The sequence below is a fragment of the [Zimmermannella] bifida NBRC 103089 genome, from assembly GCF_001570925.1.
In the GTDB taxonomy this organism is placed as follows: domain Bacteria; phylum Actinomycetota; class Actinomycetes; order Actinomycetales; family Microbacteriaceae; genus Gulosibacter; species Gulosibacter bifidus.
The window spans coordinates 24,586-39,503 of the sequence record NZ_BCSP01000012.1 but is presented as its reverse complement, the minus strand read 5'-3'; the positions used below and the strand labels follow the sequence as shown (position 1 = coordinate 39,503).

At 62.9% G+C, this 14,918-nt stretch carries 11 protein-coding genes; 4 read left to right on the top strand and 7 right to left on the bottom strand.

What is annotated here, in order from left to right:
- Positions 1–61: 61 nt before the first annotated feature.
- From ZBI01S_RS08210 to ZBI01S_RS08195, 4 genes are all read right to left on the bottom strand, one after another.
- Positions 62–892 (bottom strand): hypothetical protein, encoded by an 831-nt coding sequence (locus ZBI01S_RS08210; protein WP_066059026.1) that lies wholly within the window; start codon positions 890–892, stop codon positions 62–64.
- A complete protein-coding gene (locus ZBI01S_RS08205) occupies positions 889–1,590 on the bottom strand; it encodes an ABC transporter ATP-binding protein (RefSeq protein ID WP_083524637.1) in 702 nt (233 codons plus the stop codon). Before ZBI01S_RS08205 ends, ZBI01S_RS08210 begins: the two co-directional genes overlap by 4 nt.
- A complete protein-coding gene (locus ZBI01S_RS08200) occupies positions 1,587–1,991 on the bottom strand; it encodes a GntR family transcriptional regulator (RefSeq protein WP_066059019.1) in 405 nt (134 codons plus the stop codon). The genes ZBI01S_RS08205 and ZBI01S_RS08200 overlap by 4 nt, the downstream gene beginning before the upstream one ends.
- Positions 1,992–2,188: 197 nt before the next feature.
- Positions 2,189–3,970 carry an acetyl/propionyl/methylcrotonyl-CoA carboxylase subunit alpha gene (locus ZBI01S_RS08195; RefSeq protein WP_066059016.1) on the bottom strand — a complete coding sequence of 594 codons (1,782 nt, stop codon included), beginning with the start codon at positions 3,968–3,970 and terminating at the stop codon, positions 2,189–2,191.
- 318 nt (positions 3,971–4,288) lie between these two features.
- Here ZBI01S_RS08195 and ZBI01S_RS08190 point away from each other — a divergent pair, with 318 nt between their 5' ends.
- Both ZBI01S_RS08190 and ZBI01S_RS08185 read left to right on the top strand, forming a co-directional pair.
- Complete coding sequence (locus tag ZBI01S_RS08190; RefSeq protein ID WP_066059013.1) at positions 4,289–6,022, top strand: ABC transporter ATP-binding protein; 1,734 nt, start codon at positions 4,289–4,291, stop codon at positions 6,020–6,022.
- On the top strand, positions 6,019–8,073 hold the full coding sequence (locus tag ZBI01S_RS08185) for an ABC transporter ATP-binding protein (RefSeq protein ID WP_066059010.1): 2,055 nt from the start codon (positions 6,019–6,021) through the stop codon (positions 8,071–8,073). The genes ZBI01S_RS08190 and ZBI01S_RS08185 overlap by 4 nt, the downstream gene beginning before the upstream one ends.
- Before the next feature lie 85 nt (positions 8,074–8,158).
- On the opposite strand, the gene ZBI01S_RS08180 is transcribed toward ZBI01S_RS08185, so the two are convergent.
- A complete protein-coding gene (locus ZBI01S_RS08180) occupies positions 8,159–9,205 on the bottom strand; it encodes a hypothetical protein (RefSeq protein WP_159421474.1) in 1,047 nt (348 codons plus the stop codon).
- Positions 9,206–9,331: 126 nt separating this feature from the next.
- Positions 9,332–9,976 carry a Maf family protein gene (locus tag ZBI01S_RS08175; RefSeq protein ID WP_066059005.1) on the bottom strand — a complete coding sequence of 215 codons (645 nt, stop codon included), beginning with the start codon at positions 9,974–9,976 and terminating at the stop codon, positions 9,332–9,334.
- Between the two features lie 201 nt (positions 9,977–10,177).
- On the opposite strand from ZBI01S_RS08175, the gene ZBI01S_RS08170 reads away from it, so the two are divergent.
- Both ZBI01S_RS08170 and ZBI01S_RS08165 read left to right on the top strand, forming a co-directional pair.
- A complete protein-coding gene (locus tag ZBI01S_RS08170; RefSeq protein ID WP_066059032.1) occupies positions 10,178–11,440 on the top strand; it encodes a class I SAM-dependent RNA methyltransferase in 1,263 nt (420 codons plus the stop codon).
- Positions 11,441–11,484: 44 nt separating this feature from the next.
- Positions 11,485–12,042 (top strand): GNAT family N-acetyltransferase, encoded by a 558-nt coding sequence (locus tag ZBI01S_RS08165; RefSeq protein ID WP_066059002.1) that lies wholly within the window; start codon positions 11,485–11,487, stop codon positions 12,040–12,042.
- A gap of 126 nt (positions 12,043–12,168) precedes the next feature.
- Here ZBI01S_RS08165 and ZBI01S_RS08160 read toward each other — a convergent pair whose 3' ends face one another.
- On the bottom strand, positions 12,169–14,748 hold the full coding sequence (locus tag ZBI01S_RS08160) for a choice-of-anchor M domain-containing protein (protein WP_159421473.1): 2,580 nt from the start codon (positions 14,746–14,748) through the stop codon (positions 12,169–12,171).
- Between the last annotated feature and the right edge of the window lie 170 nt (positions 14,749–14,918).

Below are 14,918 nucleotides of genomic sequence, written 5' to 3'. Positions count from 1 at the left end.
CGGGCGAGCCCGGGGTGGATGCGCCGGCCCGGTACGCGACGGGGCAGCGCATCCACCCCGGTTAGGCGAGCGAGACCTTCTTGTTCCAGGAGCGGTGCGTGCGCCAGATCGCCAGCGCGATGGCGAGCATCGAGGCGGGCAGGATGCCGAGCGGGAAGGCCTCGGGCGACGCATTTGCGGTGAGCGCGCCTAGGTAGTCGACGGGGATGAGTCCAGCCTGCCCAGGTACGTTTGGCAGCTCGCCGATGCCCCATGGAACGCCCACGATCGAGACGAAGTACAGCAGCTGCATGCACACGTAGAGGATCACGAACGCGAGCACAATGCCACCGATGCCGAATCGGCGCAGCTTGCTCTCGCATCCGACCGCAATGGCGAAGTACAGGTTCACCGGCATCGAAAGCACCATCAGCAGACCGCATACGGTTATCAGCACCAGCAGCCAAGCTGGCAGTGATGCAGCAATCGCATTCCAAAACATGCTGATGCCTTCAAAGAGATTGCGGGGCAGTTCGGGTTCTTCGGCAACCAGCAAGGGCCAGATCGCCGCGAGCATCAGCACTGCCAGCACCAACATGACTACGGACACCACAAATGCCCACAGCAGCTTCGCAGTAAAGATCTTGCCTCCGCGCACGGGCAGCGCATGGGTTAGGTAGCCTTCCTTGCCGAATCCGGTGCGGTAGTAGTCAAACGCCAAGTAGCACTGCGTGCCGGGTACCAGCGCAATTACCGTGAGTACCGCAAGCAGAAGGAATATCGGTGACAGGACCGGCACCTGCATGGCGCCGAACAGCGCTGCGGCAGCAACGACCAGCACGCTCACGCCAATAATCTGCAGCAGGCGGATGCGGGTGCGGAGGAATTCGTGTTTGAACAGTTTGGCGATCATCGGTACATCTCCTGAAAAATCTGGTCGATGCTCTTGCTGTGCTCGGCGCGCAGGTCATCGACGTATCCCTGCTGCAGGAGCTTGCCGTGGCGCATCATTACGACGCTGTCGAGCACGGGCTCAAGGTCGTGGATGAGGTGGGTTGAGATCATGAGGAGCGACTCAGGTTCAAGGTTGCGCAAGACTCCGTCGAGAATCACCTGACGTGCTGCCGGGTCGACGCCGCTAATCGGCTCATCAAGTAGGAAGACGCGGGCGCGGCGAGCCATCGTGAGGGCCACCTGCACCTTCTCGCGCATACCCTTCGACATCTCGTTCAGTCGACTCGACGCATCCAGCCCGAAAAACGCGATGGTGTCGCGGGCTTTGTCGGCGTCGAAGTCGGCAAAGAAGTCGTCGAAGTAGTGAATGCACTCGGTCACCTTGGCGCTGTCGGCAAGGAACGAGGTATCGGGCAGGAACGACACCAGTGCCTTAGTCTCGGGGCCGATGTCGTGCCCTGCGATCTGGGCCGTGCCGGTGAAGTCCTGGTCCATACCGGCGAGGGTCTTGAGCAGGGTTGTCTTGCCGCAGCCGTTCTCGCCGAGCAGGCCGACGATCTGGCCGGGGGCGAGGTCAAGGTCGAAGTTGTCGAGTGCCAGGGTCTTGCCGTAGCGCTTGGTGAGTTGGCGGGTGTGGATGAGGGGTTCGCTGGTCATTTCGATTCCCTTTGTGGTTGGGGTGGTGTGGATGCGGTCGCTGCGATTTGTTCCCAGCGGTCACGGATGAGTTGGGTCGCGCGTTCGGGCTGCATGCCGAAGCCTTTGGCGCTGGTGATAAACGTGTCGGCGGCTTCTTGCGCGAGCTCGGTGCGCAGCGTGTCGATGCGGTCGGTGTTCGACGTGACGAATCGTCCCGCGGTTCGTTCGCTGAAGCAGAGTTCGAGGCGTTCAAGTTCGCTAAGCGCTCGTTGGATCGTGTTGGGGTTGACATTGAGGTCTGCGGCAAGCTCGCGGACCGAGGGGATGCGGCTACCGGCGGGCCACTGGCTCGTCACGATGCGTCGTGAGAACTCGGTGACGAGCTGCAGCCAGATGGGTGAGGTGGTATCGAACTCCACATCGCCTCCCTAGTTGTGTATTGCTGTATTAGCTACTTAATACAGTAGCACAATCGAAGGGTGGGCAAGCAGATGGCGTCGGGGTGAAGCCTGGGTAGCAGGGGAGAAGCTGCGACGCAACGAAACAGCGCCCCGAGGCGATACCCCAGGGCGCTGAGTACAGGTGCGCTGAATACAGGTGCGTTGCTGACGAGTCGCTACTCGTCCTCGAGCGACAGCAATACGGTGCCGGCCGAAATCGTCTGGCCTGGTTCCCCCGTAATGCCGCGCACGATGCCGTCGCGCTGTGCGGTCAGTGGCTGCTCCATCTTCATCGCTTCAAGCACCACGAGCAGGTCGCCCGTGACAACCGCCTGGCCCTCTTCGACCGCGAACTTGACGATCGTGGCCTGCATCGGCGAGGCCACCGCATTACCCGAACCGGTCTGAACGGATGCACGGCTGCGGCGGCGGGGCGCGTGCCCAGCCATATTGCGGCCAACGCCACCGTGCTCGATACCGGCCGAGATGACCAGGCGTTCCGGCAACGAGACGGCGATGCGCTTGTCATTGACCTCGACCACGACCTCGCGGCGCTTGGCGGGCTCTTCAACGTCGGTGGCTTCACCGTCCCACGGTTCGAGGGTGTTGTCGTATTCGGTTTCGATCCACTGCGTGAACACGCCAAAGTCGCCGCCTTCGGCAACGAACTGCGGCTGGTTCACGACGTCGCGGTGGAACGGAATGACCGTCGGTAGACCAATGACTTCGAACTCGTCAAGCGCGCGACGCGAGCGAGCCAGCGCTTCTTCTCGGGTGGCACCGGTAACGATGAGCTTCGCGAGCATCGAGTCGAAGGCGCCCGAAACGGAGTCGCCGGCGCGCACGCCCGACTCCACGCGAACACCGGGACCGGTAGGAATATCGAAGGTCGAAATTTTGCCGGGTGCGGGCAGGAATCCGCGGCCCGGGTCTTCGCCATTGATGCGAAACTCAAACGAGTGGCCAACAACCTCGGGGTCGTCGTAGCCGAGTGCTTCACCCTCGGCGATGCGGAACTGCTCGCGCACGAGGTCGATACCGGTGACTTCTTCGGACACCGGGTGCTCAACCTGCAGGCGAGTGTTCACCTCAAGGAACGCCACGGTGCCGTCACTGGCGAGCAGGAACTCACAGGTACCGGCGCCCTGGTAGCCGACGTGTTTCAGGATGCGCTTCGACGCGTCGTACATCAGCTCGCGCTGTGCGTCGGTGAGGAACGGTGCGGGGGCTTCCTCGACCAGCTTCTGGTTGCGGCGCTGCAGCGAACAGTCACGGGTCGATACGACGACAACGTTGCCGTGCGCATCCGCCAAACACTGCGTTTCAACGTGACGGGGACGGTCGAGGAACTTCTCAACAAAGCACTCGCCGCGACCAAACGCGGCCACGGCCTCGCGCGTGGCCGACTCGAATGCATCCGGAATCGAGGCTTCGTCGCGCACGACCTTGAGGCCACGGCCACCGCCACCAAAGGCTGCCTTGATCGCAACCGGCAGGCCAGCTTCGCGCGCAAACGCGACGACCTCGTCGGCGGTCTCAACGGGTTCGAGCGTGCCCGGCGCTAGGGGAGCGCCGACTGCCTCGGCTACGTGGCGGGCAGTGACCTTGTCGCCAAGTGCCTCGATCGCTTCGGGGGAGGGGCCGATCCAGATCAGGCCGGCGTTGATGACTGCGCGGGCAAACTCGGGGTTCTCGGAAAGGAATCCGTAGCCGGGGTGTACCGCATCGGCACCCGAGCGGCGGGCGACCGAGAGCAGCTTTTCGGCCACCAGGTAGGTTTCCGCGCTGGTGCTGCCGTGGAGCGCGTAGGCTTCGTCGGCAAGGCGCGCGTGGGGCGCTTCGCGATCCTGGTCGGCGTAGACCGCGACCGAGGCGATGCCGGCGTCTCGGGCAGCGCGAATGATGCGCACGGCGATTTCGCCGCGGTTAGCAATAAGGACTTTACGGATGCGAGCCATAGTCCCCTAGCCTATGCGGTCGACACGGTTCACGTTTAGCGATACCCCACAATGTCGAGGCACTTTTGCCGGGTAAATTACCCAATCGCGGGTCGAATTGCCCCATATCGAGGGAGCCGAGGGCGACGGTGGCCGCCGTTTTCGGTCAGTGTGCCAAGAATTTCCTACCGGGTCATCCGCAAGTAGGACTAGCGTTAAATCTTGTCGCTCAAATTGCACTGGGGTGCACTGAATTGCGACCGCTCGCTGTCGCGTCGATCTGTCGCGGCAGCACGTAATGCCCGCGCATAATGCGGGTTGAAGTACTTGAGGATTCGCATGCTGATTTCTCTGCTTGCACGATATTTGCGGCCGCAATGGCCATTCCTTGTCGGGGTGCTGGTATTCCAGCTGTTCCAGGCGCTGTGCTCGCTCTACCTGCCCACGCTGAACGCCGACATCATCAATGAGGGCGTTGCCCGCGGCGACGTAGGCTACGTCTGGAAGACCGGTATGTTCATGCTGCTGGTCGCCCTTGGACAGATCACCTGCAGCATTATTGCGATCTGGTGCGGTGCCCGCGCAGCCACCACGGCCGGAATGGAAATGCGTCGCGACGTATTCGACCACGTCGCCGGGTTCTCGGAACGCGAGCTGTCGAGCTTTGGAGCCGGATCGCTGATCACCCGCAACACCAACGATGTGCAGCAGGTGCAAATGCTCGTGTTCATGAGCTGCACCATGATGGTTTCGGCCCCGATGCTCGCTATCGGCGGCATCATCATGGCCGTGCGTCAAGATATTGGCCTCAGCTGGATTATCGCCGTTTCGGTGCCGTTGCTGATCGCCGTGGTGACCTTTGTTGCCGTGCGCATGGTGCCGCTATTCAGCAAGTACCAAAAGCAGACCGACGCCATCAACCGCGTGCTGCGCGAGCAGCTCACCGGTATTCGCGTCATCCGGGCGTTCGTGCGTGAAGACATTGAGCGCGAGCGTTTCAAGACCGAAAGCGCGCGCTTCGCTGACCTGGGTCGCCGGGTCGGAAACCTGTTCGTGCTCGTATTCCCCGCATCCATGCTCATCATGAACATCACCATCATCGCGGTGCTGTGGTTCGGCGGCGTGCACATCGAAGACGGCTCAGTACAGATCGGCTCGCTCGTTGCCTACATGGCCTACGCCATGCAGATTCTGATGGGAGTTATCATGGTCAGCTTCATGACGATGATGATTCCGCGTGCGGCGGTGAGCGCCGGACGTATTCACGAGGTACTCGACACCGATTCGACGCTCGAGTTCCCCGAGAACGGAGTGGCCGAGCAGCCGACTCCCGGAGTGGTTGAGTTCGAGGGCGTCTCGTTCGCCTACCCGGGCGCCGAACAACCGGTGCTCGACGATGTGTCGTTCGCGGTGCATCCTGGTGAAACACTCGCCATCATCGGTTCGACCGGTGCCGGTAAGACCACGCTCGTTAACCTCATCCCGCGTCTGTTTGACGCGACCGCTGGCGAGATTCGCGTGGGTGGTGTGCCGGTGAAGGATGCGGATCCAAACGTTATGTGGGCCTCGATCGGTTACGTACCGCAAAAGGCGTTCCTGTTCTCGGGCACCATTGAATCGAACCTGAAATTCGGTAACGAAGACGCGACCGAAGCCGACATGTGGCGTGCGCTTGAAATCGCCCAGGCCGCGGACTTCGTCCGCGAGATGCCCGACCAACTGCAGTCCAAGATTGCGCAGGGCGGCACGAACGTTTCGGGCGGTCAGCGCCAGCGCCTCTCGATTGCGCGCGCGATCATCCACAACCCGAAGGTGCTCGTATTCGACGACTCGTTCTCGGCACTTGACCTGACTACGGATGCGCGCCTGCGGCAGGCACTGTGGCGCGAGCTTCCCGAGGTGACCAAAATTGTCGTTGCTCAGCGCGTGACCTCGATCGCCGATGCCGACCGCATCCTGGTGCTCGAAGACGGCCGCATCGTTGGTGACGGAACGCACGAGACGCTGCTGCAGGACAACACGACGTATCAAGAAATTGTCGAGTCGCAGCTCGGCGCGGAGGCTTCGGCATGAGCAAGACAGTGAATCAAACGACTGCCGACGAACGCGGCGAAAACGACGAGCCCGAGTTTGACGAGGCGGCGGCAGCGGCTGCCGCACAGATGGGTGACTTTGCGGACACCCGACCGGCCAAGAACTTTGGCGCGAGCTTCAAGCGGCTCGTGGGTCTGTTCGCACCCTGGAAGTGGGTGTTCGCACTCGCAACCTTCCTGGGCATTATTTGGGTGACCGTGAGCGTACTGGCACCAAAGGTGCTCGGTGAAGCCACGAACATCATCTTTGAAGGCTTCGTTGGTGGTCACCTGCCTGCGGGGCAAAGCAAGGAACAGGTCATTGCCGGGCTCGAAGCGCAGGGACAGACCGACTTTGCGCAGATGCTCTCGGCGATGCACATCGTGCCGGGCGAGGGAATCGACTTCTACCGCCTGGGCCAGACGCTGCTCTTCGTGTTGCTGCTCTACTTTGTGGCGAACGCGATCGACTACCTGTCGGGCTACCTGCTTAATGGCGTTGTCGTTAAAGCGATGTATCGACTGCGCGAGAGCGTCGAAGAAAAGATTCACCGCCTGCCGCTCGCGTACTTTGACCGCGTTAAGCGCGGTGAGCTGCTGAGCCGCGTCACGAACGACGTCGACAACATCACCAACTCGCTGCAGCAATCCCTGATCTACGCGATCACCTCACTGCTGCAGGTGATCGGTGTGCTCATCATGATGTTCGTGATTTCGTGGCAGCTGGCGCTGGTAGCCCTGGTGATGATTCCGCTCACCGGCGGTATCTTCGCGGTCATTGGCCCGAAGGCGCAAAAGGCGTTTAGTGGCCAGTGGAAGGCAACCGGCAAGCTCAACGCTCGCGTTGAAGAGTCGTTCTCGGGCCACGCACTGGTTCGTGTCTTTGGTCGCGAGCAGAAAATCCGTGCAGGCTTTGCCGAAGAAAACGAAGAGCTGCTCGGCGCAACCATGCGCGCACAGTTCCTGAGCGGCATGATGATGCCGTTGATGATGTTCGCCGGCAACATTTCGTACGTGGGTATCGCGATCCTCGGCGGTCTGCAGGTCGCGAGCGGTCAGCTGCGACTCGGTGATGTTCAGGCGTTCATCCAGTACTCGCAGCAGTTCACGCAGCCACTGGCGCAGCTCGGGTCGATGGCCACGACGCTGCAATCGGCCGTGGCGTCGGCCGAGCGCGTATTCGAACTGCTCGAAGCCGAAGAAGAGACACCGGATGCGGTCGACGCACCCGCGCTCGTTCCGGGACCGGGCAAGATCGAATTCCAGGACGCATCCTTCAGCTACGACCCCGAGAACCCGCTGGTTACCGACCTCAGCTTTACAGTTGAACCGGGCCAGACGGTTGCGATCGTTGGGCCGACCGGTGCGGGTAAGACCACGCTGGTCAACCTGGTCATGCGGTTCTACGACATCGATTCGGGCCGCATCCTGCTCGACGGTCAGGACACCGGTGAGTTGCGTCGTCGCGAGCTGCGTGCGCGCACCGGCATGGTGCTGCAGGATCCGTGGCTGTTCCAGGGATCGATTCTCGAGAACATTCGTTATGGACGCCAGAGCGCGACCGATGCAGAAGTGCTCGAGGCAGCTACCGCGGCATACGTCGACCGTTTCGTGCACTCGCTGCCGGACGGCTACGACACCGTGCTTGACGAAGAAGCCTCGAACATTTCGGCCGGTGAAAAGCAGCTGGTGACGATTGCTCGCGCGTTCGTCGCCAACCCTGCCGTGCTCATCCTCGACGAAGCCACGAGCTCGGTCGACACCCGTACCGAACTGCTGCTCCAGCAGGCAATGGCGGCGCTTCGCAAGGGCCGCACGAGCTTCGTGATCGCACACCGTCTTTCGACGATTCGGGATGCGGACCTCATTTTGGTCATGGAAGCCGGGCGGATTGCCGAGCAGGGCACGCACGACTCGCTGATGGCGGCGCGCGGTGCTTATTGGCGCCTGCACGAGTCGCAGTACGAGGGCGCGCACGATGACGGCGATGCGGCTGGCGATGCGGCCGCGGCGGCAGACGCGGCGGCACGGGAGGCCCCGCACGCCGAATAGCGGATGCAATCGCTTCGGCCCGGCCGTTCACCTTGATGGTGAGCTGGCCGGGCCGCATTCGTATGTTGGGCGAGGGGAGTTGTGGCTACTTTCCGTCGAAGCCGCGGAACTTTGGCGGCAGGATGAGCTCAGCGACTTCCTGAGACTCGGTGGAGATGCCGTAGCCGGCGTCACCGCATTCCGAGAGGAAGCCTTCTTCGACCTCATAGATGCGACATTCTTCGTTGGTTGCGACCGGCTTGCCGGTTGGCTGCTGGTCGGCTGGGGCGTCGCTCAGCGGCCCATCGTGCCACTTGATCTGGTCGCAGATGACGTTTTCGTACTCGTCCTCAAAATCGCGATTGGTCGTCAGTACGGTGTCGCCGCCGGTGATCTTCGAAAGCTTGCCTTCGTGCCCGAATGAGATGCCGTGTTCGGACGGGTTAGCGAAGAACATGCTGCAGCTTTGGGTGACTGCGTCTTCCGTCAGGTACTCCATCGGGTCGGCGGGTTCGAATTCGCCGTCGATGGCTGCTGCCGGCGTCTCGTCAGGAATGTTGCTGTCGCCCCAAATGAAGTAGTCATCGCCGATATATGCCCAGGCCAATCGGCCTGAATTCCCGTCACGTTTCATGGAGGAGAAGCCATTCAAGCGGCTGCCCTGCATTTCGAGGTCGCTTTGGATCATGGATTCAAACTCGTCGGCGTCAAAGTCGGTGGGCTTGACGTACCAGTAGTGGACTGAAACTTCGGGGCTTTCGCCGTAGATCGAGCATTCCATCGCACGGTCGACCGCAATTGGGTCAACGGTGGGGCGTTGGTCGGTCGGAACTGGGTGGCCTGTTTCGTCTGACACGAGGTGCCCGGGGATCGGGAGGTCGAACTCGCCACCGGTCACGGCGACCTGATGTTTCAGGCCCCAACCGGCCTGGCTTTCATTTTCGAAAATGCCCTTCTTCTCGAAGATGCTCGCGCAATTGATTTCGGGGCCTTCGCCCTCTGAAGTCGAGGCTCCCGGAGGGGCAGACTGCCCGATGTCGCCCGTCTCCTCGGCGTTAACGGGAAGAGTGGACGGTGTTTTCTCGGTCGCACAGGCGCTCAGGCAGAGCAGCGCACCGGCGGCGATCACTAACAGCTTTGTTCGTTGCAACATGTCGACTCGCTTTCTCGGGTGAGCGGATGCGTCGGTTAGATGGTCCGTCGATGCGGAAAGTCCTCTGGTTGCTGTGAAGCTACTGAATAGAGCTAAACGGATGCGGTCACTCGCGAACGTCTGCCGCTAGCTCGCTGCTCCCGGTCGGTTCCAGAACTCGGGCCACGAAACACCAAGCTGTGCAGCCAGGCGCCGCACGACCGGCAACGAGATCCCGATAACGGTCGACGGGTCGCCCTCGATGCGCTCAATGAACGGGCCACCGAGCGAGTCAATGGTGAACGCACCGGCAACCCAAATCGGCTCACCCGTCGCGATATACGCATCCATCTCGGCATCGCTGAGGTCGTCAACGAACGTGACGCGCGCCGACTTCACCGCGCCGACGCCAACGGCACCGTCGTGACCGGCGCGACGGTCCACCATCCAATGCCCCGACCACAACGTGCCGGTCTTGCCCCGCTGCAATTGCCAGCGTTCGCGGGCGGCCGCTGCCGAACCCGGCTTGCCGCAGAGCTCGCCATCGATCTCAAACATCGAGTCGCCGCCGAGCACGATGCCGTCAATGTCCTGCCATGCCTCCGAATCCGCTACGGCCAGTGCCTTCGCGCGAGCGAGCGTCAACACGGTTGCTTCTGGTGAGAGGTCGCGGCCCGCAGCCTCGAGCACCGCATCCTCATCGACAGAACTCGGGCGAACCACCGGCTCGATACCGGCGGCTCGAAGTACCGCCAACCGGGCCGGGGAAGTCGAAGCAAGTACGAGTTTCATATAGGCAGATTACGCACACCAATTTGCGCGAACGCTGATGTTCGGCGGACGCGTGCGGTTGCGAGTGGTCGCACGCCGAGCCGATGACACCCGCAAATGTGCTGCAGAAACCGCGCCACGGGCACTCGTGCCGATAGGCTCGAAACTGTGACTACCGCATCCAGCCCACGCCCCGAATCTGCAGCCTCGACCGCCCGCGAAATCAATCCCGGCGACCGTATCGAACTGACGATCACCGATGTTGCTCACGGTGGCGTGTTTATCGCCCGCCACGAAGACGGTCGCGTCGTGTTCGTTGCGGATGCGCTGCCCGGCGAGCGCGTGATTGCTGAGGTGTCGCAGGTGCAGAAGAAGTTTGCCCGTGCCAGCGTCGTTGAGGTGCTGGATGCGGCTGCCGAGCGCCGCGACCACGTGTGGGATGCCGCGTCGATCAGCCGTGCGCCCGCCGACCGTGCTGGCGGTGCCGAGTTCGGGCATATGCTGCCGGCGGATTCGCGCGAGCTCAAGCGTCGGGTACTGGCGGATGCGCTGGCGCGCTTTGGCGGTCTCGACGCGACTACGGTTTCGGCGCTCAGTGTCGAAGCAATTGGTGACGACGATGCCACGCGCGGAACCGGCTGGCGCACCCGCCTGACCCTGCACATCGACGAAGCTGGCAATGTCGGGCCATACGCCGCACGCTCGCACCGCGTCGTGCCGGTCGACTCGCTGCCACTGGCCTTTGCCGATATTGAAGAAGCGGCCATGCACCAGATTCGCCGCGGCGGCACCGGACCTGCACGACTGGAATTTGTGGCTCCGGCCGATCTCGAAGTCCGGATGCGTCGCGTACGCGAGGGCAAGACCCCGCGGGCTGGCGGCACGATCCGCGAACGCGTCGGCGCACGCGAGTTTGCGCTCGCCGAAAGCGGGTTCTGGCAGGTGCACCGCCACGCAGCCGAAACGCTGTACCGCGCGGTTGCCGAAGCGGTCGACGAAACGCTGCTGGATGCATCCGCACAGCACCTTGACCTGTACGGTGGCGTCGGCCTGCTGGGTGCGGCGCTCGCGGAGCGCATCGGTGCGGATGCGCGGATTGCATCGGTTGAGGCGGATGCGTTCGCAACGGGATTTGCGGCACAGAACCTGCGCGAATGGTCGGGCGCGACGGCTGCGACGGGCCGCGTTGATCGTTACCTGCGCGAGCGCCTGCAGCGCGATGACGCGGCGACTCGGGGTGCATTGCGTCGCGGAACGGTCGTGCTCGACCCGCCGCGTTCGGGTGCTGGCGGCGATGTCGTATCGGCACTGGGCAAGTTGGCACCGGCGCAGCTCGTGTACGTGGCGTGCGACCCGGTGGCGTTGGCGCGCGATACGGGGCTGCTGCGCGAACAGGGATACGAACTCGCCCGCATCCGCGCGTTTGATCTTTTCCCAAATACCCACCACGTGGAGACGGTGGCGTCGTTCGTGCGCGCTGAGTAGCCGCGCGCAGTCGTGATCGTGCTTCGACCTCCTACACTCGTGGCATGAATGCTCGAGGTACGGTCACGCTTGAAACTGATCGTTTGGTGCTGCGCAGGTTCGTTGTGTCGGATGCGGACGCGGCGTATGCCAATTGGTGCAGCGATACCGGGATTTCGCGGTTCTTGTCGTGGCCGCCGCATGCGGACGTGGCCGTAACTCGGAGGATTGTCGACGGTTGGGTTTCCGGCTACGCGCGCGACGATTTCTTTCAATGGGCAATCGCGACGCGCGATCATGGTGAGCTGATCGGGTCGATTGGCGTTGTCGGCAGCGACGACGACATCGCTGCCGTGGAGATTGGGTACTGCATTGGGTCACGCTGGTGGGGAAACGGGCTGGCGACCGAAGCCGTGGGGCGGGTTGCCCAGTACTTGTTGACCGAAGCCGGTTTGAATCGAGTGTCTGCACGTTACGACGAGGCAAACGGTGCTTCAGCCCGAGTGCTTGAAAAGTGTGGGTTCCGGTTCGAAGGTGTTCAGCGCGCCTCGCTTCGCAATAACTCGGGAATCAGGGATGCCGTGACGGTGGCGTTACTTGCCTCGGACTTGGTTGCGCAGTAATGACGTTGCGGTTGGATGCTGACAGATACGCATGAAGCGGGTGGGCGAACTGTTGGGTTCACCCACCCGCTTCGTGGTTAGCGGCGGTTTGCGTTCTATCTAGGTTGCAGACCGCGCGCTTCGTGCCTAGGCCGCGTTGTCACTCGAGCGCTGACGCCAGATGAGCAGCGCGCCGATCGCGAGCATGCCCAATGTGAGGGCAACTGTCGGCGTGATGTCGGCAGCACCGGTCGAGGCGAGATCGGCTGTCTGCGCGGCTGAGTTTTCAGCAGCATCTGCGGCAGGTGCTGAACCTGGTGCTGAGCCTGCTGGTGCCACGGCGCCGTCAGCTGTCAGGTTCGGAGCACCCGGTACCGGAGTCGCGGCCGGTTCGACAGCTGCTTCGGTGGCCTCTGGCTGTGCCGGCTCTGCAGGGGCAGGTGATGCAGCAGGTGCTGCGGGCTCGGTCGATGCCGCAGGTTCCGCAGTCTCGGTGGGGGCCGCATCCTTGCAGAACTCGGCCTTGGCCTCGTTGCCAACAACGAACATCACGGTGATCGGGTTCGACTCGACCTTGCTGCCATCGGCACGGATCGCCGTGTAGTTGAGCGTCAGCTCGTAGTTACCCGGCTTGGTGAACGACCAACCCGCGTGGGCGTGCGCCGGACCCGGGATGTCAATGGTGCGTGGCGCACCATCTCGCGTGCCAAGGATTACCTTCGGGGTGCCGCTGAACCCATCGGGCGCGAACAGTGCCACGTCACCGGGGCCCTCGGCATTGGTGAGGTGCAACTCGTAGCGGTCGAAGGCGCCGGGGGCAACACGGTCAGTGCTGTAGCCGGGCCACGGCAGCGTGAAGTTCTGGTCGAACGGCAATACCCAGGTGGGCTCGCCTACGGGAGCGAACACTGCATCCCAAACCGGGCCGGTCTGCTTGTCGGAGCGTTCGGTCTTGGCGTGGTCGCCAACAACCAGCGCAATCTCGTCGCCGTCGCGGTCAGCCGCTCCGGGCGCACCAATGCGGCTGTCGTCCTTGATCTTGACGTTGATGGCGTTAGTGTCGCCGAGGAGTGCGATGTCGAGGTGGCCCTTGTCGATGAGCAGGCGGTCCTGGCAGGTTGCCGGGGCGCCTGGCTTCGGCGACGGGGATGCCGTTGGCTCGCTAGTTGGCTCTGCGGTCGGCTTGGGCGTTGGTTCCGTGGTCGGTGCCGCCGCGTCATCGAGCTTGAGTGCGAACTCGGTCGCTACCGGCTTGTCGAGTTCGAGCGACTCGGTGAGCGTTACGTTCGTCGTGTGGGCGTTGCGCATCAGCGGATGCGGTGCCACGCGGATCTTGAGCGCATCGCCACCGTAGTCGAGGTAGCTCGATGGCACCTGCACCGTGGCGGTGCCACCGGCGACGACGTCATCGTACGTTGCGTCCGGGAGGTTATCCGAGACGGTGGCGTATTGGCCGAGCGTGATGAAGCCCCGGAAATTCGGGTCGGCGAACTTCAGGGAGAGCGTGTGTAGACCATTGCCGGAATCTTTGAGTGTGCCGGTCACGTCGGCTGCGGCGACGTCGACTTCGGCGGCAGTAAACGGCTCGGATGCGTGCGGCATTGGCGCGATCGGGGTGCCGGTTTCGGTTGTCGTCGCCTTGCCGTCGACCGGGGTGATTGCCGCAGAGGTGTACGAAACCTTGCCGGCCGCATCCCGCACCGTTACCTGGTACTGGCTGTCGTCTGCGGGGAGCAGCTCGTGGAATGCCGCGGTGCCGTCCTTGAGGTTGACGGTGGCGAGGTGGAAGCCGTTGACGGTGAACTCGGCAGTGCCTTCAGCAGTCGCGGGAGCCGAAACACGCAGCGTGCTGAGCTTGTCCTTGACTGCCGCATCCTTGCCCTCGACCTCGGTTGCGGGCGCGATGCTGAACTCGGCCTTGTCGCCAGCCGGAGCAGTTGTTACCGATGCCATTGCGGCGCCGGGGCGGTTGCCCCCGACCTGCCACTGGGTGGTGACTTCCTTCGACGAGATCAGCGTGCCATCGGTCTTGCGAGCGGTGGCGCGGTAGGTGATTTCGTAGCGACCCGGGTGGCTGAATGTCGTGTAGTTGTGCGTGTGGCTGCCCGCCGTGAGTTCGGCGCTGCGGTAACGCGGGTCTTCGGTGCTCAGCATGCGCGTGATGATGCCAGGTTCATCCTCGCCCCAGCCCGGCGACCAGCGGAACAGCTCAACCGCGCCGGGGCCGTTGGCCGAGATGAGGTCGAGGCTGAATAGCGTGTCGCGGTACTGCTCGATGGGTACATTCGCGTCGGCGCCGAATCCGGCCCAGATCGGATCGTGTGGCAGGTTCGAGACCTGTGGCGACATGAACAGGTTGGTGCCGGGTTCGCCGAGGAACGCGAGGCCCGGGTCGTTCGGGACCGTGAAGATGAAGTTCTGGGCACCGTCGCTGGTGTAGCCGTGGCCGAGGTTGTGGATGGCCTGGTCGATGGGGCGCGTGCCGGTGTGCTCGGTGTAAAGATGCAGTTCGCCGTTCTCTTCGAACACCTTGGGGCTGTCGACGTGGCCCTTTTCGGCGATGTGTAGGCCCGAGTCGTTGGGGATTGCGCCCGGTTCGAGGGCGCTGGCGGGATCAGCGAGATTTGGCAGTAGCAGGGAGGAGACGGCGACGAGCGACGCAGCGATCGTGGCCGTGACCCGCTGGGTGGCGCCGATGGTGCGGCGCCCAAATACGGAGACGGACATGAAGGTCTTTCCAGCGCAGATGCGCATCGGGATGCGGAGGGCCGAGCGGCCCGGGACCCCCTGAGCTTAGCCTAATGAGTCGCATTCTCAGTAATTGGGGGTATTGGGGTCCCGGCCGGTCATGGCACGGCGTCTGAGCTTAGGCGGGCGACGGTGTGCGGGTTCAGGCG

Excerpts from the sequence above, each read along its gene's own strand:
- ZBI01S_RS08195 (WP_066059016.1), bottom strand. The coding sequence starts at position 3,970 with ATGGCTCGCATCCGTAAAGTCCTTATTGCTAACCGCGGCGAAATCGCC.
- ZBI01S_RS08175 (WP_066059005.1), bottom strand. The coding sequence starts at position 9,976 with ATGAAACTCGTACTTGCTTCGACTTCCCCGGCCCGGTTGGCGGTACTT.
- ZBI01S_RS08190 (WP_066059013.1), top strand. The coding sequence starts at position 4,289 with ATGCTGATTTCTCTGCTTGCACGATATTTGCGGCCGCAATGGCCATTC.
- ZBI01S_RS08160 (WP_159421473.1), bottom strand. The coding sequence starts at position 14,748 with ATGTCCGTCTCCGTATTTGGGCGCCGCACCATCGGCGCCACCCAGCGG.
- ZBI01S_RS08165 (WP_066059002.1), top strand. The coding sequence starts at position 11,485 with ATGAATGCTCGAGGTACGGTCACGCTTGAAACTGATCGTTTGGTGCTG.
- ZBI01S_RS08180 (WP_159421474.1), bottom strand. The coding sequence starts at position 9,205 with ATGTTGCAACGAACAAAGCTGTTAGTGATCGCCGCCGGTGCGCTGCTC.
- ZBI01S_RS08185 (WP_066059010.1), top strand. The coding sequence starts at position 6,019 with ATGAGCAAGACAGTGAATCAAACGACTGCCGACGAACGCGGCGAAAAC.
- ZBI01S_RS08210 (WP_066059026.1), bottom strand. The coding sequence starts at position 892 with ATGATCGCCAAACTGTTCAAACACGAATTCCTCCGCACCCGCATCCGC.
- ZBI01S_RS08205 (WP_083524637.1), bottom strand. The coding sequence starts at position 1,590 with ATGACCAGCGAACCCCTCATCCACACCCGCCAACTCACCAAGCGCTAC.